Raw genomic sequence first — 22959 nt, 5'->3', positions numbered from 1 at the left:
CAGGAGGTATGAGGAAAGCTCGGTTCTGGTGCGATGGCTGGCGGCATCTGCCCTGAGTCGGTGCAAGCGGGCGCGGCCACGCCGGAATTGACAGCCGTGTCATGAGCAAAGTGCATGCATATTCGCTCGCGCGCAACGCGTGAAAAATATTCTTATCGCGTATCCTGTGGGTTCAAGGGGCGCGATGGCGCACAACGCCAGCCGCCCACGCAATGACTTTTCCTGATCCCTGACCGGACTCAACCAGATGCGACGTCTCCCGCCGCTCAATGCGCTGCAGATTTTCGAAACCGTGGCGCGGCACCGCAGCTTCACGCGCGCCGCTGACCATTTATGCCTGACGCAGGGCGCGGTAAGCAGGCAGATCATCGCGCTCGAGGATTACTACAAGTTTCCGCTCTTCAAGCGCCACGCGAAAGGCCTGACGCTGACCGCAGAAGGCGAACTGTTGCTGCCGGCAGTCAAGGAGAGCTTCGCGCGTATCGAAGAGATATCGCTGCGCCTCACGCGTCAGCGCACCGATCTCGCGCTGAAAGTGCCGACCTGCGTGATGCGCTGGATGTTGCCGAAGATCATGCGCTTCCAGGCCGAGTATCCCGAGCTGCATGTTCAGATCACCACTACCTGGCAGCACGACGTCGACTTCCAGCTCGAGCCGTTCGACGCGGCGATCATCTATGGCTCGTCACCGGGCGCGGATGTGCAGGCAGTGCCCTTATTCGAGGAGCGTCTGACGCCGGTGTGCGCGCCGGATCTGTTGAAAGACAAACCGTTGAAGGAGGTGGCGGATCTGGCGCGCCACACGCTGCTGCATCCAACGCGCGACCATCGCGACTGGAAGATGTGGCTCGCCAGGGTGACCGAGATGGATGCCGCGAATGCGCCGGCGATCGACGCTGAACACGGCCCGAGCTTCGACACGCTCGACATGGCGACCAACGCCGCCTTGCAGGGCTTCGGTGTCGCCATCAGCGATCTTGCCCTGATCGACGAAGACGTCGCGGCCAAGCGTCTCGTGCGGCCGTTCGATACGGTGCTCAAAACCGGCTGGCGGTATTACTTCGTGTATCCGGATTCAGTCGCGCATCAGCAGAAGCTGAATCTGTTTCGCGACTGGATTGCGGAGCATTGGGAAGAGTAAGGAGCGGGACCGCTCGTTTGCGTAGAGCGTGGCCCGAGCCTTATCGTCAGGGTGCGAAAGACAGAAACAGATAGGCCGCGAACAGCGAAAGATGCACGGCGCCTTGCAGGATCGTCGTGCGTCCGGAACTGAGCGTCAGGGTGCCGACGATCAACGTGAGCATCAGCAGCACGGTTTCCTTGCCGTCGATACCGAGTATGAGCGGCTGAGCGGTCCACAGGAAGACGGCCGCGACCGTCGGAATAGTCAGCCCGATACTGGCCAGCGCCGAACCGAGCGCGAGATTCAGGCTGTTCTGCAGACGATCGGCGCGCGCCGCGCGCACGGCAGCGAGCCCTTCCGGCAACAGCACCAGCGCCGCGATGATAATGCCGACCACCGCCGGCGGCGCACCCGCGTTCTTGACCGCAGTTTCAACCACCGGCGAGAGCACTTTCGCGAGCAACACCACGGCGACTAGACACACTACCAGCAAGCCGCCGGCGGCCAGTGCGACACCAATGCTCGGCGGGGCCGCATGGACGTCCTCGTCGGGCACGCCGGCAAGAAAGTAGTCGCGATGCCGCACGGTCTGGACGAACACGAACACCCCATACAGCACCAGCGACGACACCCCCGCGAACGCCAGTTGCGACGACGACAGAAGCGGGCCCGCACTGGTCGTCGTGTAGTTGGGCATGACCAGAGTCAATACGGACAGGGACGCGAGCACCGCCAGCGCCGCCGCCGCTCCCCGGCTCTGAAAATCCTGCTCGCGATGCCGGATGCCGCCCACCAACAGGCAGATGCCCACGATTCCGTTACAGACGATCATGACCGCGGCGAACACCGTGTCGCGCGCAAGCCCGGCCTTTTCCGGCCCGGACGTCAGCATCACCGAAACGATCAGCGCGACCTCGATCACCGTGACGGCCACCGCCAGCACCAAAGTGCCGAACGGCTCGCCGACGCGATGCGCGACCACTTCCGCATGGTGCACGGCCGTGAACACGGCGGCGCACAGTGCGACTCCGATCAGCGCGAGCAGCAGCCCGTTGCCCGGCACGGCATACGCGATGCCCAGCACGATCCAGGCGACGAAGGGCGCGGCGATGGTCCAGCGGGGCAAAGCGGTCGCGGGAGCGGTCATTCAGGACTTCCTTTAGTTACGTGTTCTTGTTGCTTATACGGATTGATACGACATGCGCGCAGGAGTGTCGACAAGACCTTGGTGTGAGCGAAAATGCTAAACCATTTCGTCAACAATTCACTCTAACGCATTAAATTATAAAGGATAATTCACGGCTGACAGGATTTTGTCAGCCCTCACTACAGATTGTGCCGACGCAGTGGCGAAGATGACAAGGCAACCGGCGGCTGTTCTGCATCTGAAGGATTGAGTGACGCTGGATCGCGCGGATGATGCGGCGCGGTTTCGATGGGCGAAACGCCATCAGCAGATTAAAACTGCCGGGTTGGCAGCGTCAGGCGTCAGGGAAAGAAACCGGGTGTTTCGGTCCGGACGCGCCGCCTCGTGATGAAGCGATGCGTCCGGGTATAGCGTTACAACCGACCGACGCGGTTTATTGGCCGACCGGACGGATCGAGAGGGCGTTCTTGACCGACGTCACGCCCGGCACAGCTTGCGCGGCCTGGGTTGCCAGGTCGACTTGCGGCTGCTCAGGCACTGTGCCGGCCAGCGTCACTGCGCCGCCACGTGCGCGCACGGTGATGTTGGTCACGCTCAGGCCCTTGGTCTTCGACAGCGCGCTACGCACTTTACGACCCAGTGCGCGGTTGGCCGCCTTGGCAGACTTGGCGCTCGTTGCTGAAGAAGCAGCCGTGGGAGCCGCCGGAGCTGCCGCGTCGCTGCTTTGCGCGTACGCATTGATGGACGCCAGAACGATCAGCGCACCGCCGACCATCTTGATTGCCTGGAATGCTTTCATTCAACTCTCTCCTATTGTCATGAATACGACGGCCCCGGGATGGGCCGGTGTACTGCACCAGCGGGTACTTCGGGATCAAATCTGAATGGAACGTTGCTGCGGTCATGCGACTTCTTGCAATCTGTAAGCGGATCAGGCGCGCTTAAGCACACGCATGCCGGCAAAGGCTGTCCTGCAAGCCGGAAACACACGATACTCCAATTAGTGCCATGGTGAATGCGTCGGTGCCTGGAAATGAGGTTTTGGTACAACGAATGGGCCGATGAAGGCAGGCCGATGGCGCTCTACCGCTTGATGCAGCGCGGGTGGCGCGCCCGTTGGCGTGTCCGCTGCGCATCTATCGAACCCAGCGCGTTGCGCTTAAAGACCCGTCCGGATTGCATGCCGAATCAGCCTCTTCCCATCCTCCCATTGCTTCGTGACGATTTACCGCTCGATACCGTCGCGCTGGCGCGTTTCATGATCGGCAAATATCTGGTGCACGAGCTCCCCGAAGGCCGTATGAGCGGTCGCATTGTCGAAACCGAGGCATACCCGCTCGGCGATTCGACCAGTCACGCGTTTGCAGGCCGCCGTCCTTATAACGGTTCGATGTTTCTCGCTCCCGGCCACGCCTATATCCGGCTTACGTACGGGCTTTCGTACATGCTGAACATGTCCGCGGAAGCGGAAGAGGTCGGCGCGGGCATTCTGATTCGCGCGATCGAGCCGCTGGAAGGCTTGCCGCTGATGGAAGCACGGCGCCCTGGCGTGCCGCTGCGCGATCTCGCGCGCGGTCCCGGCCGGCTCACGATGGCCTTGGGCATCGACCAGTCGTTTGACGGCCGCGATCTTTGCAGCGGGCATGGCCTGTGGATCGGTGTGATCGAGACGGGCGATGTGCCGATCGGCGTAACGACGCGCATCGGCTTGTCGCGCGAGATGCATCGGCCGTTACGGTTTTTCGAGCCCGGCAGCGCGTTCGTCAGCGGACCGCGAAAATTGCTTCTGCCGCCGCATGCCGATGCGTTGGCGAATACGCAGAACTGACCATCAGCGTCAGACAACGTGGCAAAACACGCTCATGGGGACGTATTTTCGAACCATCAGACAGAATGGTTACGATCCCGACAATTATTACGGTAAAACGAAGCCTTCAATCAAGTTTGACGGTAAGTTTCGCCACACTCTTGCGTTTTGAACAATTATCTATCTCACAATTAAGGGTTTTCCCGCGATGATCGGGTGACTAGACTGAAATCACTCGCTTCTCACATGGTGTGGCAAGCGAAGCAAAAAACCAGATCTGGAGGTTAGTCATGAAATCGCTCATCAAGGCAATCGCTATTGCAGCCGTTCTCGCCGCCCCAGTTGCTTCGTTCGCTCAGTCGAGCGACCAGCCCACGACCCGCGCAGAAGTCCGCAGTCAGTTGATCCAGCTTGAACAAGCCGGCTATAACCCCGCCGCCAGCAACGACACGAACTATCCGGGCGACGCTCAAGCTGCCGAAAGCCGTGTGCAGGCGCAAAATCCGGCAGTCGCGCAAACGCAGGAACCCGTCGCGGATACCAGCGGTTACGGTGGCGCGGTGAGCGGTTCGTCGCAAACGGGTGGCGTCTTGCAACCGTCGTCCGGCCCGAAGTCGGTTTATTTCGGTAACTAAATTTTAAGTTTGGAGGCCGGCTGGTCCGGCCGGCAGTTGGTCTGATCGAAGCGGGGCGTGCATAAATCAGCTGAGTCAGCTGAGCGCACGTTCCGCGTCTCGCAAGCAATCAGCAGTGTTGGCGGCGAGGCACATGCGCGCTTTATGCAGCGCGCATTCTCCCGGTCCACAATTCAGGAACCTCCGCTGCCGAAAGGTAGCTTCGCCCAACCTTTTTCAAGGATTGGGCTTTTTTTGCGCCACGTTTCGGGCCCGGCCGTGCGCGACGCCCGGCGCGTGGCGCGACTCGCGATATGCCGCGAACCTCAGGGGCGTTCGCCGTGGATATAGAACTCGAGTTGCTGGATGGTGAACTGCTGCTCGGCGATGATGTTCTTCACCAGGTCGCCGATCGACACCATGCCGACCAGGCGGTCGTTTTCAATGACCGGCAAATGGCGCATGCGCCGTTCGGTCATCAGGGCCATGCAATCATCGGTGGTCTGGTCGGGGCGGACAAAGCGTACGGCTTTGCTCATGATGTCGCGCACCGGCGTCGCCTTCGACGAACGGTCCATCAGGACGACCTTGCGCGCATAGTCCCGCTCCGTAACGATTCCGGCGATGCTGTCGCCGTCCGTCACGACCAGCGCGCCGATACCTTTTTCAGCCATCAGCTTGATCGCGTCGTAGACGGAATCGTCGGCCCCGACGGTGAAGACGGTGGTGTTGTTCGGTTTAGTTTTAAGAAGCTGTGCAACGCTTGTCATGGAGCAACTCCGTTTCGCAGTGCAGCACGCCGACGCGGCGCGCTGTCGTGAGGGACAGGCTATTCCAGTATAGGCGCGGCGCGCGGCGGAAGGACCTCGGGAATACCTGTGGCGCGCGTCGGTTTCGTACGCGGCATGCGGGCATCCGGGCGCGGTGTGCCGATTAGCGGTAAACTGCCGGTCCATACCGCATCCCAATTTTGCGGGTTCATGTCAGCACCATTGTCCAACGCCATGCTCACGTCTCACGATCCGTTGCAAGCAACAGACGGCGCACCTAGCGGCGAGTGCGTCGTCCTCGACGCTACCGCCACGCTCCCCACGCGCTACGGCACGTTTACCTCCTACGTGTTTCGCGTGGCCGATAGCGGCGCCGAACATCTCGCGCTCGTGATGGGCGACGTCGCAAACCAGTCGTCCGTGTTGACGCGCCTGCACTCCGAGTGCCTGACGGGCGACGTGCTCGGCTCGTACCGCTGCGATTGCGGCGAACAGCTCGATCTGGCGCTGCGCTACATCGCGGCTGAAGGATGCGGCGTGCTGCTGTATCTGCGTGGCCACGAAGGCCGCGGCATTGGCCTGTCGAACAAGATTCGCGCGTATGCGTTGCAGGAGCAGGGCCGCGACACCGTCGAGGCCAATCTCGATCTCGGCTTGCCCGACGACTCGCGTGAATACGATTCCGCGGCCGGCATTCTGCGCACGCTCAAGGTGACTTCGGTGCGCCTGATGAGCAACAATCCGGAAAAATTCGACACGCTGTCCAAGCATGGCATTCCGGTATGCGAGCGGGTCGCGCTGGCGATTCCGATGCGCGAGGAAAACGAGCGTTATATCCGTACCAAACAATTGAAGTTTGGGCACTACTTCGACGAAAACGAATAACCGACGCATGCACGCCGGCCACCGTTTGCAAACGGTGGCCGGCGTTGTGGCGTCGGTTTTGTCAATGTAGTGCGGCGTACCTACGGCGTACGTATGGCGTATCGAGCCGAGTGGAGCCCGATTCGATTCGAGCCGCGCAGAAAATCAGAACAAGCCAAAGTCGTCGTTGCTATCCGGGATTGCGTTCAGCACTTCCCGAAGCGCTCGCCAGCCTGTCAGTCCCGCAAGACTTGCGCGGATCGCCATCCAGTAGCGAACGCTCGTGGTCGCGCGCGTTCGCGAGATTCGATGCGCCACGATTTTCCGCGATTCCGTCGATGCGCGTAGCAAAGGGCAGGTATGCATGTCATTCCTCCTGATACGGATGCCGTCTAGCGCGCATCTGCATTTACAGCTGAAGTTTCAGCGGCACGTGCCAGGATCGACGCAAACACGCTCTCCAGCGCCGTAGCGCCGTAGCGCCGCTCGCTGATCTCGGTTTCGACGTCGATGCGGCCCGCGTTATGCGCGTCGTAAAGATCCGTGATGAGACGCGCGTGGTTCTCGCTGAGTCCCGCGCCATGGAGCATGGCGGCCCATTCGCCGCGCGGCACTTCGTAGGCCGTGATCTGACGGTGCGCCAATGCACCGAGCGTGCGTGCGACGTCGAACGGGCTGACCCGCGTTTCGCCCTCGATACTCACCACCCGCGGCGATACCTTCGCCGGTCTGTCGTCGAGCAATAGTTCAGCGGCCAGCAGTCCGACATCCTCTGCAGCAACCGTCGGAAACAGCTTGCTCAACGGATGATGCAGGCTCGGCAACACGCCTCTGGCGAGCGCGATCGGCAGCACGCGCGCCCAGTTGTGCATGTGTTCGGCTGCGCGTAGAAACGTCAACTGCGAGTCAATGGGCGCGAGTTGCGTTTCGAGGAGGTGAAACAGCGTCGTGATGCCGGTGCCGCTCGGGTGTTCCGCGCCGTAGTCGGACAGCGCGAGCACGCGTTGCGGCGGATTGGCGCGCAATGCGTTCGCGCTCACGTCGATCATGCGCCGCATTGCGGTGGCGGGATCGGCGTCGGCGTGCGGCAGTGGGCACAGTATCTGTACCGCGTACGCTCCCTCGATAGCTTGCGCGACCGAAGCCGGATCGAGCAGATCGGCGATGGCAATTTCACAGCCGATTTCCGCCAACGCATCGCCTTGCCTCGCGTGGCGCACGACCGCGCGCACTTCGCGGCCCGCCCGGCGCAACGCTGCCGCACTCACTCTGCCTACATTGCCTGCTGCTCCAAAGATCACGAACACGTTGAGCTCCTTGCTGGATCGGTATGCGGCCATGTTAGGCAGACGTGGACGGAGAAGCGCGCGGGCACGGATCGTCATGCGCAGATTCGGATGATTGTTTTTCTTTGTGGCGGCGCAGCAGGTGTACTGAGGCGGTGCAAGCCAAGCGAAAGAGCGAAAAACGCAGCACAATGCACACAGGTTGGCCGCCATCCACGAGGAAAAGCAATGAACGCCGTGACACCGATACCGCAGCCGCACAGTGGCTCCCGCATCACGCTTCTCTCGAGCAGGACGCTCGGCTGGCAGGGCTTCGGCGCGGAACTGGTCAACGTGTCGGCCGGGCTGCACCGGATTCCGGCGTTTAAGTATCATCGCGTGGGTGTGCATGTCGGCGCGCCGGTCAAGGCGCGTTGCATGTGCAATGAGCGCCGCTATTCGCGGATTCAGGCGCATGGCGATGTAGATGTGATTCCCGCAGGCCTCGACGGACAGTGGACCGATGAAGCCGCCTGCACGATTTTCAGCGTATGGATCGGCGAAGACTTCGCGCAGCGGACCGTCGAACAACTCGAATTGAAGACGAGCGAAGCGCGGCTTCGTCCGCAGTTCCAGATGCGAGACCCGCGTTTTCAGTATCTGGCCTGGGCGTTGCGCGCGGAACTCGAAGCGGACGATGCATCCGATCCGCTCTACGCCGAAAGCCTGTGTACGGCGATGGTGGTGCGCCTGATCGGCAGCGCGCCGACGCTCGACAAACTCGAGAATAAACGTCGCACGCTTGCGCCGAAGACGGCCGCTCGCGTGATCGAGTTTATCGAAGCGCACCTCGATCAGCGTCTCACGCTTGACGAACTGGCGGTGCACGCTGAATTGAGCGTCCCGCATTTCAAAGTGCTGTTTCGCGAAACGCTCGGTACGCCGGTGCATCAGTATGTTGTGCAGCGGCGCGTGGAGCGGGCGAGAGCGCTATTGCTTCAAGGCACGCTGAGCGCGAGTCAGATCGCGTTGGAGACGGGCTTCGCGCATCAGAGTCATATGGCGCATTGGATGGGACGATTGTTGGGGGTTACGCCGCGAGAGCTGGTCAAGTCAAGCGCGAATTCAGACAGCATTGTCGAGCTCGACGCCTTCAATGCCCGTCGCATTGCAACACCGCGATAGACTTTAAACACGCACTGCAGCATAAGCAGTTTGGAGTACCGGCTCTATTGCCCTCGATCGATTTGTATAGCTAAATACGCGGACTTCGCAACCGGAGGCCGTCACATGTCGAAATCGAAGGGTTCTCGCATCGTCGCCTGGGCGATCGCGGCCGCTGTCGCCAATGCGCCACTCGCTGTGCTTCTCACAATCGCCACACCCGTTGCCATCGATCACGCAGTTGCCGCGACGTCGGCAACCAGTGCCGACGATTATGCGGCAACCCGCTATCCGATCATCCTCGTCCATGGTCTCACCGGGACCGACAAATATCTCGGCGTGCTCGACTACTGGTACGGCATTCAGTCCGACCTCCAGCAGCACGGCGCAAACGTGTATGTGGCGAACCTCTCGGGCTTTCAGAGCGATGACGGTCCGAACGGGCGCGGTGAACAGCTACTCGCCTATGTGAAGCAGGTCCTGGCCGCAACCGGCGCGCAGAAGGTAAATCTGATCGGACACAGCCAGGGCGGGTTGACCTCACGCTATGTTGCGGCCGTCGCGCCGGAACTCGTCGCTTCGGTCACCACGATCGGTACGCCGCATCGCGGCTCGGAGTTCGCCGACTTCGTGCAGGACGCGCTGCAAAAAGATCCGACCGGACTTTCGACACCGATCATCGGCGCGTTCGCGAATATATTCGGCATCCTGACGAGTAGTAATCACAACACGAATCAGAATGCGGTAGCCGCGCTGCAAACGCTGACCACGGCTAACACCGCGGCCTACAACTTGCGTTATCCGAGTGCCGGCCTCGGTGCGCCAGGCTCCTGCCAAACGGGCGCCGCGACTGAAACCGTCAACGGCAACACGCATCTGCTGTACTCGTGGGCGGGTAGCGCGATTCAGCCGATCTCCGTGCTGGGTATCCCCGGTGCCGCCGACACCAGCGTCGCGCCAATCGATTCCGCCAACCTTCTGGATCCTTCGACACTCGTCCTGTACGGCACCGGCACGATCATGCTGAGCCGCCAGTCGGGGCAGAACGACGGACTCGTCTCGGTGTGCAGCGCGCTCTACGGCAAGGTGCTCGGCACGAGCTACAAGTGGAACCATCTCGACGAGATCAACCAGTTGCTCGGCGTGCGCGGCGCGAATGCGGCCGACCCGGTGGCAGTGATTCGCACGCAGGCAAATCGCCTGAAGACGCAAGGAGTGTGAACGAATGCGGCGATTGGATCGGCAGCGGGGCAGTGCGCGGAGTCAGTGGCTGGTTTTCGTGGCGGTGGGTGCGGTGTCAGCGGGCGCGGCATTGTGGCTGAACCGTCCACCGCCCTCGCATGATGCGTCAGCGCTGCGTGCGGTAAAGGCAGCGAGTTCCGCGCAACTCGCGCTTGCTTCGGGCAAGGACATGGTGGCCGGCGCGTCGATGGCCGGGGCATTGCCTGCTTCGCTCGACGGTTCGTCACCACCGCTTCTGCCAACCGATGGTCGCGGCCACCTCGCGCGCACGCGTGCGGTCCGCGATTTCTTCGATTACTTCCTGACGACGCAAAACGAAATCTCTCCCGCGACGCTCGATGCGCTGGTGCGTCGCCAGATCGCTGCGCAACTCGACAGCACGCCGGCCGCCGACGAAACGGTGACTGTCTGGCAGCGTTATAGCGCTTATCGCACGGCGCTCGACCAGTTGCCACAAACCTCGCCAATCCAAAGCCAAAGCGGCGCAAAGCTGGACCTCGACGCGCTGCAACTCTCGCTTGACCAGCGCGACGGCTTAGGCGCCCGTTTGATGGGTGAATGGAACGAGCCGTTCTTCGGCGCTGAATCGCAGCAGCAACATACGGATCTGGCGCGCCTGCGCATCGCGTCAGATGGCTCGTTGAGCGCCGCTCAAAAAGCGGCGCGTCTTGCCGCACTAGACGCGGCACTGCCGCCGGAAACACGCGCAGCCCACGAACGGGCACGCCAGCAGCAGGCCGCACTCGACGCGATCAGTCAGGCGCAGAAGCAGGGCGGTTCGCTCGATACGTTGCGTGCGCAGATCACGCAGACACTTGGGCCTGAAGCGGCGCAACGCGTCGTGCAGATGCAGCAGGCTGACGACGCCTGGCAAGCCCGCTACGCAGACTATTCAAGCCAGCGCGCGCAGATCGACAAACAGGGTTTGCCGCCTCAGCAACGCGACGCGCAGATTGCGCAGTTGCGCCAGCAGTTCTTCACCAATCCGAGCGACGCGATGCGCGCGGCGTCGCTCGATCGCGGCAGCGGTTCGGCAAACTGAACCCGCTATCGCAGTGTGGCGCGACCTCTCAACCCGGCGCGGCGCCCGTCAATTGCGAGTACACGTCATGCGACAGTTGCAACAGCACCTTGCGATCGATCCCGCCTGACACCGCATAGCCAAAGTCGCCGTCGACCCAGTAGAACACGTTCACCGGCCCGTCCTGATACAGCTTGAACGCCGTGGTATTCGAATTCACCTGACGGTGCGAAATGCACAGCGTCACGCGTTCGCCATTCGGCCCGCGATACATGAACTGCGCGGTCGGTCCATCGGCGCCCGGCAGCAGGCGGCCGCCGGAGAGGTTGAAACCGCTCTTCGAGAGCATTGGCGGATGTACGTTGGTGCCGAGCCGGTTGGACAGCCACTGCACGAAATCCTGTTCGTGATCCGCAGTCATTTCGGCTGGACGGTCGACGGCGGGCATATAGACCACGTGCGCCACCGCGGCCTGCCGCGCAAACATTTCCGAACTGTCCGCACTGACCGGGCGCGTGTCCGAGTGACCGGCGACTGGCGCCACGACATCCTGCCCCATATGCGTGCCGACGCCGATGCCCACGCCCAACACCAGCGCTGCCGCCATCCCGGCGAACTGCGGCCAGTTGGCGGCTATGCGCCAGCGGCGCCCAGTGGCCAGAGGCGTTTGCAGACGCCTGGGTACGGGCTCGCTCAGCACGCGGTCATAGCGTTCATGAAACATGCTGTTCAGCGAGAAATAATCGCTGACGCGTGCGGCCAACTCGGGGTTCTGTTCGAGCGCGCGCTCCACTTCCACGCGTCGTTCGTCGGACAGCGTGCCGTCGACGTACGCGTGCAGGTCTTCTTCGCCGATCGGCGTGTGTTGCTCGCTCATCGCACCACCTGTAATTTTGCACCGGGCTGCGTGCCCGCCATCAATGCCCGAAGCCGCTCACGCCCACGCGAAAGGCGCGACATCACCGTGCCGATCGGAATGTTCAGCGCCAACGCCACGTCGGCGTAGCTCATTTCCTCGAGACCGACCAGCAGCACGACTTCACGCTGCTCCATCGGCAGGCGCTGCAATGCGTAGTCGAGGTCGCGCATTTCCAGCGAACGGGTTTGATCGGACGGCACGGCAAATTCGCTTTCGTGGACGCTGTCGTCGTCGACCGCTACGTGAACCGCACGCGCCGAAGCCTTGCGCGCCTGATTGGCGAACACGTTGTGCATGATCGTGAACAGCCACGCGCGCAAGTCGGTGCCGGGCTGGAACATGCCGGTACGGCCGAGCGCGCGTTCGAGCGTGTCCTGCACCAGATCGTCGGCGAGATCGCGATTGTTGATCAGCGCTCGTGCATAGCGCCGCAAACGCGGCACATGCTCCATCAACTCGTCACGGACATCCATTTTTCATCCCAATCGTGGGGCTTCTCGTGGGGCGCCGGGTGGGCGGCCGTCGATTGAACCACCACGCGCATTTGAGGTGCAAACACGCGTGGGCGCATTTTATTCCGTTGTTTTTGTCGTGTTGCGAAAAAATCTGACGACGGCCTAGTGCATCGTCATCACGTCGGCGGCGCGCATCAGGCCGTGGGTGCGGGCGTCCCCGGCGACCACGAAGCGCTGGCGCTGCGCCGTCCAGGTCAGCAGCCTGATTTCGCCGATGCGCAGGGCGGCCCACTGCGGCTGGGCGGGCGCCAGCAGCGCCAGCGTGGAAATCAGCACGACAGGGCGGTTGTCGCCGTTCAGATAGATGAATTCGCTGGCGCGTTGGAAGGGACCGAGTGATAGGACCCTTTGATCCACAAGCCGCAATCCGATGGAAGCGAGGTTGGGCGCGGACGCATCGGTTCGCGTCGGCGAAGCCGCGGAATACCGTGCGGCGTCGGTTTCCGCCAACGCCATCACGGCCGCATTGTTGAGCGCCTGCCGGGACACCTGGGTGGCGGCGAGCCAGCCGCTCGCGGCTACCAGCGTCAGAACGAGCGCCCCGAGAGCATTCACCAACTTGCCCGGGCGTTTCCCGGTCTTTAGCCGCTCGAGTACGCCGCGCCATCCCTCCGCGCGGGTCGAAACGGGTTCTTCAGTGGCCTGGAAGGCCTGCTGCATCTGCGCGTTGAGCCTGCCGTAGAACGCCACGCGGCGTGCTTCCGCCGGATCCTTGCCCAGATAGTCCTGCAGAAACGCAGCGCGCTCCGGCGTCAGCGTGCCATCGGCATAGGCCTGAATGTCGGCTTCGGAAAGCGGCGAATCGGAGGGCGGGGTGGTTGAGGTCATGGTTTCGGCATTCGTCGGATTTCAGCTATCGAGTGGCGAACACACGCAGGTATGAGTTTATTCCACCTTCGAAGTTTGTTTTTTACGAAGCGCGAAGGCAGGAATAAAAGCCGCGAACCCCTGGTTATCCCTCATGCAAACCCGCACAAAACTCTCTGGAGTTCATCATGAAGAAGATCGCTGTTGCCGCATTGTCCCTCGTCGTTCTCGCCGCTTCGTCGAGCGTTTTTGCAGAAGGCAAGACACGTGCTCAGGTGTACCAGGAATTGATCGAAGCTCAACAGAATGGCCTCGACTATGTCACTGATACATCGTATCCGGAAGTCAATCCCATCTTCGCCCAGCAGGTCGCGCACAACAAGGAAGCACTCGCCGCCAAGGCGGCCGCGAACCATGTCGCGAGCGGCGCCGCGACGGCCGGCAGCGTCAATTGACCTTATCGATAGCCGGCGCGCACGCGGAACGGACGCGCCGGACGTCGAATGGAATAGATCGCCGGATTCGGTGTTTGCCGATGAGTGCATCTATCCGAGAGTCAAGGAGTCGTCGTGACAAAACCATCCGTTCCCAACGCTGCGCCTCCATGCGTGCCATGCCGGCTCGCGGCAATTGGCGCAGTCGTCGCGGTGCTTGCCGGCGGCTTTGCCTATACGGCTGGCTGGCTGACACCCGCGCGGCTCACTGCGCCGCGAATCATCAATACGTTCGAAGCGGTGGCCGGCCAGGCTCATCCCGGCTATCGCCGCAATCATGCCAAGGGCTTATGTGTGGCGGGGTATTTCGACAGTAGCGGCGACGGTTCGGTGCTTTCACATGCCGCCGTATTCGCGCCGGGCCGCACGCCGGTCATCGGCCGCTTCGCGGTTCCCGGCGGCAATCCGTCCGCGCCCGATACGAGCTCGCCGGTGCGCAGCATGGCGTTGCTGTTCCAGTTGCAGAATGGCGAGCAGTGGCGCACAGGAATGAATTCGACACCCGTATTCGCGGTTCATACGCCCGAGCAGTTCTATCAGCAACTGGTCGCGGCGAAACCCGATGCCGCGACTGGCAAACCGGACCCCGCAAAGCTGAAAGCGTTTTATGCCGCGAATCCGGAGACCAAACCGTTTCAGACATGGGTGAAAGCGCATCCGCCGTCGTCGAGTCTGGCGAACGCTGCGTACTACAGCATCAACGCATTCCAGTTCACCGACAGCACGGGCAATACGCGCGCCGTACGTTGGGCGATGGTGCCTGAAACGCCGTATGCACCGATCACCGATGCGCAAAAGGAAGAGAAGAATTTCCTCGAAGCCGACCTCGATCAGCGTCTGCAAAATGGACCGTTGCGCTGGCATCTGATCCTGACGGTCGCGCAACCCGGCGACCCCATCGACGACGCGACGATGCAATGGCCCGACGATCGCCAGCATATCGACGCCGGCACGCTGGTGCTCGATCACACGACGTCGCAGGAAGATGGTGCCTGTCGCGATGTCAATTTCGATCCGACCATTTTGCCGGCTGGTATCCGGCCTTCCAACGATCCGTTGCTCGCCGCGCGCTCGGCTGCGTACGCGCTGTCGTACAAGCGCCGCACGCGCGAAGAATCGTTGCACCCCGAGGTTCATCAAATGAAGTCGAACGGAGAGCGTTCATGACACAGACGCGTACCCATTTCAGTCCGCTCGCGCGACTCCTGCACTGGACCATGGCGCCACTGATCATCGCGATGCTGTTTATCGGCGTGGGCATGGTCGCGACGGTGTCGCGGGCGCATACCACGCTGATCGCGATTCACAAGCCGCTTGGGATAGCGCTGCTGCTGTTGGTGATACTGCGCGTGGGCGTGCGTATCCGGCGCGGCAGTCCGCCATTGCCGGCATACATGCCAGCGCCGCAGCGTATCGCCGCCAGGCTGTCGCATCTCATCCTCTATGCGCTGATGATCGCGATGCCAGCTGATCGGCTGGGCGATGCTATCCGCGGCGGGATATCCGGTCACGCTATACGGTCCCCTGCATTTACCGCCGATCGCGCCGCATAACACGGAGTTGTTCGCGCTACTGCGCGCCTTGCATACATGGCTTGCATTTGCGCTGTTTTCTACCGTGCTGTTGCACCTCGCGGCGGCGCTGTTTCATGGCCTGATCCGCCGCGATGGGGTGTTTTCGAGTATGGCGCGCGGAGGGCGTTAGCCCTTCACCCGTTCCGAGCGCGGATCATAAGGTGCCTTCAGATACACAGTGGCCGGCAGCAGATCGCCGGCGACGTCGATCATGTATTGACCGCCGTTCAGATATGCGGCATCGGCGACGCCGTCCGGATTGTTGATATAGCCCATCGCCACCGGGCAGCCGAGCGTGTGCCCGAACGCTGCCGAACTGACGAAGCCGACCGGCTTGCCGTCACGCAGAATGGCTTCGCCACCCCACAGCATGCGATCGGCGGCGCCGTCAGCGGTGAGCACCACCATGCGGCGGCGCAGTGGCTCGGCGCGCAATTTCAGCAACGCATCGCGGCCGCGGAACGGGATGTCCTTATCGAGCTTGCAGGCGAACGACAGCCCCGCTTCGAACGGATTCGTATCCGGCGTCAGTTCGCGGCCCCACGCGCGGTAGCCTTTCTCGATGCGTAACGAGTCGATCGCGTAGTAGCCCGCATTGACGAGATCGAACGCCTTGCCAGCCTGTTGCAAGGTTTCGTACACGCTGACTGCGAACTCGACCGGCACGTACAGTTCCCAACCGAGTTCGCCGACGTAGGTGAGGCGGGTGGCGCGCACCGTTGCGTAACCGAGATCGACTTCGCGGCTCTGGCCGAAGGCGAATGCCTCATTGCTCCAGTCCGCCTTCGACACGCTTTGCAGCAACTCGCGTGAACGTGGGCCCATTACGGCAAGCACGGCGTACTGGCCGGTGACGTCGACCAGTGTGCAGTGTTTGTCGCGCGGAATTGCTTTTTCGATGGTGTCGAAATCGCGTGTGGTTTGCGCGGTGCCGGTGACCAGCAGGTACTGATCGTCGGCGAGGCGCGTGAGCGTGAAATCCGATTCGTAGGTACCGCGCTCGTTGAGCATGCCGGTATAGATCGTGGTGCCAAATGGCACCGCTACATCGTTGGCGACGATGCCTTGAAGCACGCTTTCCGCATCGCGCCCTTTGACGAGAAATTTGGAGAACGACGTCATGTCGAATAGCGCGACGCCTTCGCGACACGCACGATGTTCGGCGCCGCTCCATGGCAGCCAGTTCTGCTGGCCGAACGCGTAGTCGATCTGTGCTTCTGCGGGTGTCGGTGCGAAAAAGTTGGCGCGCTCCCAGCCCATTTTGCTGCCGAAGCAGGCGCCATCATCGCGGAGCAGCGAATACAGGGGCGAGCGGCGGAACGGCCGTGCGCTATCCAGTTCACGGTTCGGCCACGGCATCGCGTAGTGCAGGCCGAGCGTTTCCTTCACGCGATCATGCAGCCACGTGTCGTTGCCGTTAAAACGCGCAAAGCGGCGGATGTCGACCGGCCACAGGTCCATCGTCGGTTCGCCTGCGACGATCCATTCGGCGAGCGCCATGCCCGCACCGCCTGCTGACGCGATCCCCATCGAATTGAAACCCGCGCCGACAAAAAAGCGCCGCAATTCCGGCGCTTCGCCGAGCATGAAGTTGTTATCTGGCGTGAACGATTCCGGGCCGTTATAGAACTGTTTCACCTGCGCCGTTTCGAGTGCGGGCACGCGTTGCAGCGCATTTTCCATCAGGATTTCGAACTGGTCCCAGTCGTCGGGAAGCAACTGGAATTCGAAGTTGTCCGGAATGCCGTTCATGCCCCACGGTTTCGCGTTCGGTTCGAAGCCGCCCATCACGAGACCGCCCACTTCCTCCTTGAAGTAGATGAAACCATCCGGATCGCGCATCACCGGCAGATCCGGATGCACGCCGGCAATGCGTTCGGTGACGATGTAGTAGTGCTCGGCCGAGTGCAAGGGCACCGTCACGCCGCACAGGCGGCCCACCGCTTTGGCCCATTGGCCCGCGCAATTCACGACGATGTCTACGCCGATCGTGCCTTCTTCTCCGTCCTTGTTGCGCCATGCGAGGCCGCTGACTTCGCGTGCGCCCGCCGTGCTGTTTGCCTTGTCTTCGAGTGCGGTGCGCGTGTGAATCGCCGTGACGCGGGTGTTCTCGACGATGCGCGCGCCACGCGTGCGGGCGCCGCGGGCGAGGGCCTGGGTCAGATCCGTGGGATTCGCTTTGCCGTCGCCGGGCAGCCAGACGGCGCCGAGCAGGTCGTCGGTGCGCATCACCGGCCATAGATCGCCTGCTTCCTGCGGACTGATCACGTCGCATGCCACCCCGTAGGCGCGCGCGACGGCCGCGGTGCGCTTGAGCTGTGTCATCCGCTCGGCCGTGCGGGCCACCGAGAGCGAACCGCATTGCTTCCAGCCGGTCGCGAGGCCGGTGTCGGCCTCGAGTTCGGCGTAAAGGGCGGTCGAGTAACGGATCAGTCTGGTCATGCTTTCCTGCGCGCGCAGTTGGCCGACGAGGCCGGCTGCGTGCCAGGTCGTGCCGCACGACAACTGACCCTGTTCGAGCAGAACCACATCGGTCCAGCCCAGTTTGGTCAGGTGATAGGCGACCGAGCAGCCAATGATGCCGCCGCCGATGATGACGACACGGGCGTGGGTGGGGATAGATGTGGACATGTGTGGGAATTCTTTGGGTGAATGCGCACAGCTTGCCGCAAAAAAACACAGAATGCAACGATTCCGTGGATTCGTTGGGATAGCGCTTGCGTCACAAATTGGTCATGGCGAAGCGTTATGCGGCATGCGTTAAAAGGTCGTTTACATTGCACAACTGCATTAGCGGGAACGGGTCTAGCGAATCTCGATGTGTGGTTTTAATTGGCAATGTGTGGATATTCATTCCGCTAAAGTGTGCGTTTTTGATAGACTCCGTCCGTCAGTCATCGCCTGAACCTTATGTTCTCCACCCAACGCCAAGCCGAAATCCTGCGACTCGTCCGCGAGCAGCGCACCTGCACGATCACTGATCTCGCCGGCCGCTTCGAGGTTTCCGACGAGACCATCCGCCGCAATATCAAGCCGTTGATCGCGGACGGCCTGCTTATCAAGGTCCACGGCGGCATCATGCTGCCCGAGCGGCTCGATGAGCCGCCGTTCCAGCGGCGTATGGTGGTAAGCCGTGAAGGCAAGCAGGCGATTGGCGCTCGCATCAGCGAGCTGGTGCGGGACGGCGATTCGTTGATCCTCGAGGGCGGCACCACCTGCCTGCACATCGCTCAGGCGCTCGCCGTGCGCTCGCGGCTCACGGTGGTGACCAATTCCATCGAAGTCGCCCGTGTGCTGGCGCCGCGCAACGGCAACCGGGTGTTCATTGCGGGTGGTGAACTGCGTGCCGACGACTCCGCTGCCGTCGGCGAAAGCGTGCTCGCCTTCCTGCGGCAGTTCCATGTGCGCTATGCAATCGTCTCGGTCACCGCGATTGACGCGCAGGGTCGTTTCATGGACGCACTCCCCGCCGACGTCGCTTTTTCGCTTGCCGCCTTCGCACAGGCCGAGCGGCGCGTGGTCGCGGCGGATCATGCGAAATTCGGTCACAGCGCGCTGGTACATGCTTTCGGCCCGGATGCGGTCGATCTGCTGGTCACCGATGAGGCGCCAACGCCGGCGCTCGCACAGGTGTTCGCGGCGACAGGACTGGAAGTGAGCGTCGGGGCATCCAGCGACTCAGAGCGCTGAGCGAAGCCAGGCCACCTGTGCCCCTGGCACCGCCTTCAAAGCCGTCTCCACAGCGAATTGCGTCCAACGCGTAAAATGGCCGGTTACCACGGGCAACCTATGCCGGGCTGAAACTGCGCGGGCAGTCGCCATTCATCGCCTGCCGCCCCGATTCTGCGTCCGCGTGCAGTTGCCGCCGCCGGCTTGAAAAGGAATGGACCCTGATGTCGTCAGTTTTCTTCGATCGGGAACGGATTACAGAATGGCTTGGAGATCAGACTGTCGCCAAGGCGCGTTCGGTCGGCGCGGTCACGAACGTGAAATGGGACGGCGCGAGGCTCAGCGGCTATGTGCAGGGCTCACGGGTGCTGCCCTATCACACGCAGGTGCGGTTCCGTACTGATGGCGGCAGACCTTGGGCGCAGAGCGAATGCAGTTGCCCGGTCGGCCGCAATTGCAAGCATGTTGCCGCGCTGCTGCTCGCCGAGCTCGAGTATCACGACGAGATGGACCACATCACCAACGTCGACACTGGCATCGACTCCGATGAGCACCCGTCCGCCGATTACCTGCAGGCGCCGTCCGGAACAGCGATGCAGCAGCCGTCCGGCGTGCGTCCCGAACTGGTCAGCTGGCTCGAGCGTTTTCGCGCGCGCGCCGAGGCCGCCGATGCGGTCGCCCAGAAGGCGGGTGCCGCGCGCACCCAAACGCTGGCCTACCTGCTGAACTGGTCCAGGTTCCACATGCGCCACGAAGTCGTGCTGTACCGGGCGCACTGCAATCCGGACGGCACGATTGCCGAAGTCGACGAGCCTTGGGGCAATGTGGAAGCTGCCTTGCTCAAGCAACCCAGATTTGTCTCCGACGAAGACCTGTCGATCCTGCGCGGCCTGTGGCTCGGCCGCTCGCGCGAGGATTTCGGCCAGTTCATTCTGCGCGGCACGAGCGGCGCGGAGATGCTGCAAAAGCTGATCGCCACCGGGCGCCTGTTCTTCGAGTTCAAACCGGCGCCAGGTCACGAGGGGCCGACTCCGTTGTCGCGCGGCGCCACCCGGCCTGGACGGATCGAATGGGAACCGCTGGCGGATGAACGCCTGCGGCCTGTCTTGTGCACCGAGCCGCGCGCCACCATGGTGCTGCCTACGGAGCCCGTCTGGTATGTGGACGGCGTCGCGAATGAAGCGGGCATCGTCGAATCGTCGTTGCCGTTCCAGCAGTTGCCCGATTACCTCGCCATGCCGCCGATCTCGCTCGCCGAAGCGCCGCTGGTCGCCTCGGTGTTGCGCGAGATCGCGCCCGATTTGCCGCTGCCGCCCACGCACGACGCCTCCGCGATCCGCGTGATCGACGTCGATCCTGTGCCAGTGCTCACGCTCAATAGCCACGCGCTGCCGTCAACGGCCAAGACTGGGCAGCGCAAGTCAGAGGCGGTCGAGCTGGCAGGCGTCAGCTTCGATTACGACGGCGTCAGCATCAATGTCGACAGCAGCGTCACCCTCGTGCCCATGCCGGGCGGCGACGTCATCCATATCCGCCGACGCTACGAAGCCGAGAAGAAGCGCTTGCTCGAGCTGCGCAAGACCGGGCTGCAGAAAGTCCCGACCAGTCGCGTGTACGCATCGCGGCTTTTGCCTGACACGATGCTCGGTCTGCCCGATGCCGAATCCTGGTCCGCCTTTGTCAACGACGCCGTGCCTGAGCTCGTGAGCAAAGGCTGGCGCGTGACGATGGCGCCGGAGTTCCGCTACAACATCATCGAGATCGACGCGATCGACGGCACCGCGCAGCAGGCGGGCGACGGCTGGTTCGATCTGGAGATGGGCATCCGCATCGGCGAGCGCAATGTGCGGCTCGAGCCGCTGCTTGCCGATCTGTTCCGGCGCGACCGGCGCTGGCTCGGCGGCGCGCTTGAAGCCATCGCCGACGACGAACCGATCGAGCTGAAGACCGAAGAAAACAAACGCCTGCGTTTGCGCGCCGACCGGCTGAAACCGGTGGTGCGCGTGCTGGTCGATCTGTTCGACGCACTGGGCGGCACGTTGGCCGAAGGCGCGCCGCTGCGCGTGCCTTCCGTCGATGCAGGCCGGCTCGAAGCATTGAACAGCACCGGTCGCTGGCAATTCCAGGGCGACGATTCGATCCGCCAGCTGGCGCAACGTCTGCAGGCCGGCCCGGGCTTGCACGAGGTGCCGGTGCCACGTGGGCTGAAGGCGGAGTTGCGCGCGTATCAGCAGCAGGGCCTGAACTGGATGCAGTTTTTGCGCGAACATGATCTGGCCGGCGTGCTCGCCGACGACATGGGTCTCGGCAAGACCGTGCAGACGCTCGCCCACATCCTCGCGGAGAAGGAAGCCGGGCGGCTCAACCGTCCCGCGCTGATCGTCGTGCCGACCACGCTCGTGCACAACTGGCGCGAAGAAGCGCGGCGCTTCGCGCCCGAACTGAAAGTGCTGATACTGAACGGCCCGCAGCGCAAGGAGCGTTTCGAGAAGATCGGCGAGCATGACCTGATTCTCACGACTTACGCTTTGCTGTGGCGCGATCAGAAGGTGCTCGCCGAGCATGACTATCACCTGCTGATCCTCGACGAGGCGCAGTACGTAAAGAATGCCACCACCAAAGCCGCGCAGGCGATCCGCGGATTGCGCGCGCGGCATCGGCTGTGTTTGACGGGGACGCCGCTGGAGAACCACCTCGGCGAACTGTGGTCGCAGTTCGACTTTCTGTTGCCGGGCTTCCTCGGCAGCCAGAAAGACTTCACCAAACGCTGGCGCAATCCGATCGAGAAGAACGGCGACGGCGTGCGCCGCGCGCTGCTGGCGCGCCGTATCCGGCCGTTCATGCTGCGCCGTCGTAAGGACGAGGTCGCGAAGGAGTTGCCGGCCAAGACCACCATCGTCTGTTCAGTCGATCTGGAAGGCGCGCAGCGCGATCTATACGAAACAGTGCGCACGGCCATGCAGGAGCGGGTGCGTGCGGCGGTCAGCGCGCAGGGGCTCGCGCGCAGCCACATTATCGTGCTCGATGCCTTGCTGAAGCTGCGTCAGGTTTGCTGCGATCCGCGTCTCGTGCGGAAAATCAGGGTTGACGAGGCGCCGGGGGAAGCGGGCGTTGCCGAGAAGCGCGGTAGAGTGGAAAAAGCGGAAAAGGTCGAAAAGGGCGCACGCGTCACGCGTTCGGCCAAGCTGGACTTGCTCCTGTCGATGCTGCCCGAATTGATCGAGGAAGGACGGCGCGTGCTGCTGTTCTCGCAATTCACCGGCATGCTGGCGCTGATTGCCGAGGCGCTCGAGGAAGCCGCGATTCCCTATGTCATTCTGACAGGCGACACGACCGACCGCATCACGCCGGTCGAGCGCTTCCAGCAAGGCGAGGTGCCGTTGTTCCTGATCAGCCTGAAGGCGGGTGGCGTGGGTCTGAACCTGACCGCTGCGGATACCGTGATTCATTACGACCCATGGTGGAATCCTGCCGCCGAGAATCAGGCGACCGACCGCGCCCATCGGCTGGGACAAGACAAGCCCGTATTCGTCTACAAGCTGATTGCCGCGGGCAGCATCGAAGAAAAGATCGTGGAGTTGCAGGAGCAGAAGGCGGGACTTGCCGACAGCATTCTCTCCGAAGACGCCGCCGGCGCAGCCAAGTTCTCGGACGACGACCTCGACGCGCTATTCGCGCCGATGCCTGAGATTGAAAGCAGCAGGTGAGAAGTGCGGGCCGCGTGCGCCGCGGAAATTCCGATAGCGGCGTGACGCGCTCCTAAAGTGCCAGGTTCCCCGCCAACGCACCAATCTTTTAAATTCAAGCAACCGATCTAACAATTCTTAAACGATTGTGTTGCGCCTTATTCAGCGGGAATGTTGGGAGAAAGCTACGCTAGAACCTACGCAGGGCAACGTAAGGGTCTTTGATCACTTTTGTGGACTTTTAAGTTCAAAATCGCCCGTTGTCAGTTGCAACCCGC

At 62.3% G+C, this 22959-nt stretch carries 19 protein-coding genes and 1 pseudogene; 12 read left to right on the top strand and 8 right to left on the bottom strand.

Annotation, left to right across the window (positions count from 1 at the left end; translation table 11 throughout):
- The first annotated feature begins 247 nt into the window (after positions 1 to 247).
- A complete protein-coding gene (locus R8871_RS18205; RefSeq protein WP_175051682.1) occupies positions 248 to 1141 on the top strand; it encodes a LysR substrate-binding domain-containing protein in 894 nt (297 codons plus the stop codon).
- A gap of 46 nt (positions 1142 to 1187) precedes the next feature.
- On the opposite strand, the gene R8871_RS18200 is transcribed toward R8871_RS18205, so the two are convergent.
- Both R8871_RS18200 and R8871_RS18195 read right to left on the bottom strand, forming a co-directional pair.
- A complete protein-coding gene (locus R8871_RS18200; RefSeq protein ID WP_175051681.1) occupies positions 1188 to 2270 on the bottom strand; it encodes a calcium:proton antiporter in 1083 nt (360 codons plus the stop codon).
- A gap of 433 nt (positions 2271 to 2703) precedes the next feature.
- On the bottom strand, positions 2704 to 3069 hold the full coding sequence (locus tag R8871_RS18195) for a BON domain-containing protein (RefSeq protein ID WP_175051680.1): 366 nt from the start codon (positions 3067 to 3069) through the stop codon (positions 2704 to 2706).
- A 381-nt stretch (positions 3070 to 3450) separates the two neighbouring features.
- Here R8871_RS18195 and R8871_RS18190 point away from each other — a divergent pair, with 381 nt between their 5' ends.
- A complete protein-coding gene (locus R8871_RS18190; protein WP_175051679.1) occupies positions 3451 to 4098 on the top strand; it encodes a DNA-3-methyladenine glycosylase in 648 nt (215 codons plus the stop codon).
- Positions 4099 to 4367: 269 nt separating this feature from the next.
- Positions 4368 to 4712 carry a DUF4148 domain-containing protein gene (locus R8871_RS18185; RefSeq protein ID WP_175051678.1) on the top strand — a complete coding sequence of 115 codons (345 nt, stop codon included), beginning with the start codon at positions 4368 to 4370 and terminating at the stop codon, positions 4710 to 4712.
- A gap of 305 nt (positions 4713 to 5017) precedes the next feature.
- On the opposite strand, the gene R8871_RS18180 is transcribed toward R8871_RS18185, so the two are convergent.
- Entirely contained in the window at positions 5018 to 5461 is a 444-nt protein-coding gene (locus tag R8871_RS18180; RefSeq protein WP_054036399.1) for a CBS domain-containing protein, read from the bottom strand.
- 234 nt (positions 5462 to 5695) lie between these two features.
- Here R8871_RS18180 and ribA point away from each other — a divergent pair, with 234 nt between their 5' ends.
- Positions 5696 to 6346 (top strand): GTP cyclohydrolase II, encoded by a 651-nt coding sequence (gene ribA / locus R8871_RS18175; protein ID WP_175051813.1) that lies wholly within the window; start codon positions 5696 to 5698, stop codon positions 6344 to 6346.
- 371 nt (positions 6347 to 6717) lie between these two features.
- On the opposite strand, the gene R8871_RS18170 is transcribed toward ribA, so the two are convergent.
- Positions 6718 to 7632 (bottom strand): NAD(P)H-binding protein, encoded by a 915-nt coding sequence (locus tag R8871_RS18170; protein WP_175051677.1) that lies wholly within the window; start codon positions 7630 to 7632, stop codon positions 6718 to 6720.
- Between the two features lie 207 nt (positions 7633 to 7839).
- Here R8871_RS18170 and R8871_RS18165 point away from each other — a divergent pair, with 207 nt between their 5' ends.
- The 3 genes from R8871_RS18165 to R8871_RS18155 all read left to right on the top strand — a co-directional run bounded on the left by R8871_RS18165 (position 7840) and on the right by R8871_RS18155 (position 11038).
- The gene (locus R8871_RS18165) at positions 7840 to 8775 is read left to right on the top strand and encodes an AraC family transcriptional regulator (RefSeq protein ID WP_175051676.1); all 936 of its coding nucleotides are present in this window, start codon (positions 7840 to 7842) and stop codon (positions 8773 to 8775) included.
- Positions 8776 to 8880: 105 nt separating this feature from the next.
- The gene (locus tag R8871_RS18160) at positions 8881 to 9975 is read left to right on the top strand and encodes a triacylglycerol lipase (protein ID WP_175051675.1); all 1095 of its coding nucleotides are present in this window, start codon (positions 8881 to 8883) and stop codon (positions 9973 to 9975) included.
- 4 nt (positions 9976 to 9979) lie between these two features.
- Positions 9980 to 11038 (top strand): lipase secretion chaperone, encoded by a 1059-nt coding sequence (locus tag R8871_RS18155; protein ID WP_175051674.1) that lies wholly within the window; start codon positions 9980 to 9982, stop codon positions 11036 to 11038.
- 28 nt (positions 11039 to 11066) lie between these two features.
- Here R8871_RS18155 and R8871_RS18150 read toward each other — a convergent pair whose 3' ends face one another.
- From R8871_RS18150 to R8871_RS18140, 3 genes are all read right to left on the bottom strand, one after another.
- Positions 11067 to 11894: an anti-sigma factor family protein gene (locus tag R8871_RS18150; protein WP_175051673.1), complete on the bottom strand. Its 828-nt coding sequence runs from the start codon at positions 11892 to 11894 to the stop codon at positions 11067 to 11069.
- Positions 11891 to 12409 (bottom strand): sigma-70 family RNA polymerase sigma factor, encoded by a 519-nt coding sequence (locus R8871_RS18145; protein ID WP_054036380.1) that lies wholly within the window; start codon positions 12407 to 12409, stop codon positions 11891 to 11893. Before R8871_RS18145 ends, R8871_RS18150 begins: the two co-directional genes overlap by 4 nt.
- Positions 12410 to 12553: 144 nt before the next feature.
- Positions 12554 to 13279: an anti-sigma factor family protein gene (locus tag R8871_RS18140; RefSeq protein ID WP_175051672.1), complete on the bottom strand. Its 726-nt coding sequence runs from the start codon at positions 13277 to 13279 to the stop codon at positions 12554 to 12556.
- Positions 13280 to 13446: 167 nt separating this feature from the next.
- Between R8871_RS18140 and R8871_RS18135 the strand changes: the two genes are divergently transcribed.
- The 3 genes and pseudogenes from R8871_RS18135 (at position 13447) to R8871_RS18125 (ending at position 15456) form a co-directional block, all read left to right on the top strand.
- A complete protein-coding gene (locus R8871_RS18135) occupies positions 13447 to 13713 on the top strand; it encodes a DUF4148 domain-containing protein (RefSeq protein WP_175051671.1) in 267 nt (88 codons plus the stop codon).
- A gap of 114 nt (positions 13714 to 13827) precedes the next feature.
- Entirely contained in the window at positions 13828 to 14919 is a 1092-nt protein-coding gene (locus tag R8871_RS18130; protein WP_175051670.1) for a catalase family peroxidase, read from the top strand.
- Positions 14916 to 15456 (top strand): annotated as a pseudogene (locus R8871_RS18125) (cytochrome b). The gene R8871_RS18130 and the pseudogene R8871_RS18125 overlap by 4 nt, the downstream one beginning before the upstream one ends.
- Here the strand turns inward: R8871_RS18125 and R8871_RS18120 are convergent.
- On the bottom strand, positions 15453 to 17957 hold the full coding sequence (locus R8871_RS18120) for a GcvT family protein (RefSeq protein WP_175051669.1): 2505 nt from the start codon (positions 17955 to 17957) through the stop codon (positions 15453 to 15455). The pseudogene R8871_RS18125 and the gene R8871_RS18120 overlap by 4 nt on opposite strands.
- Before the next feature lie 279 nt (positions 17958 to 18236).
- Here R8871_RS18120 and R8871_RS18115 point away from each other — a divergent pair, with 279 nt between their 5' ends.
- Both R8871_RS18115 and R8871_RS18110 read left to right on the top strand, forming a co-directional pair.
- Positions 18237 to 19016: a DeoR/GlpR family DNA-binding transcription regulator gene (locus R8871_RS18115; RefSeq protein ID WP_175051668.1), complete on the top strand. Its 780-nt coding sequence runs from the start codon at positions 18237 to 18239 to the stop codon at positions 19014 to 19016.
- Between the two features lie 203 nt (positions 19017 to 19219).
- A complete protein-coding gene (locus R8871_RS18110; RefSeq protein ID WP_175051667.1) occupies positions 19220 to 22702 on the top strand; it encodes a DEAD/DEAH box helicase in 3483 nt (1160 codons plus the stop codon).
- Positions 22703 to 22959: the final 257 nt, after the last annotated feature.

Source organism: Paraburkholderia sediminicola (assembly GCF_902859805.1).
Lineage (GTDB): Bacteria > Pseudomonadota > Gammaproteobacteria > Burkholderiales > Burkholderiaceae > Paraburkholderia > Paraburkholderia sediminicola.
Note: the sequence above shows the minus strand (reverse complement) of the source record. Positions and strands in the feature narration are given on the sequence as shown.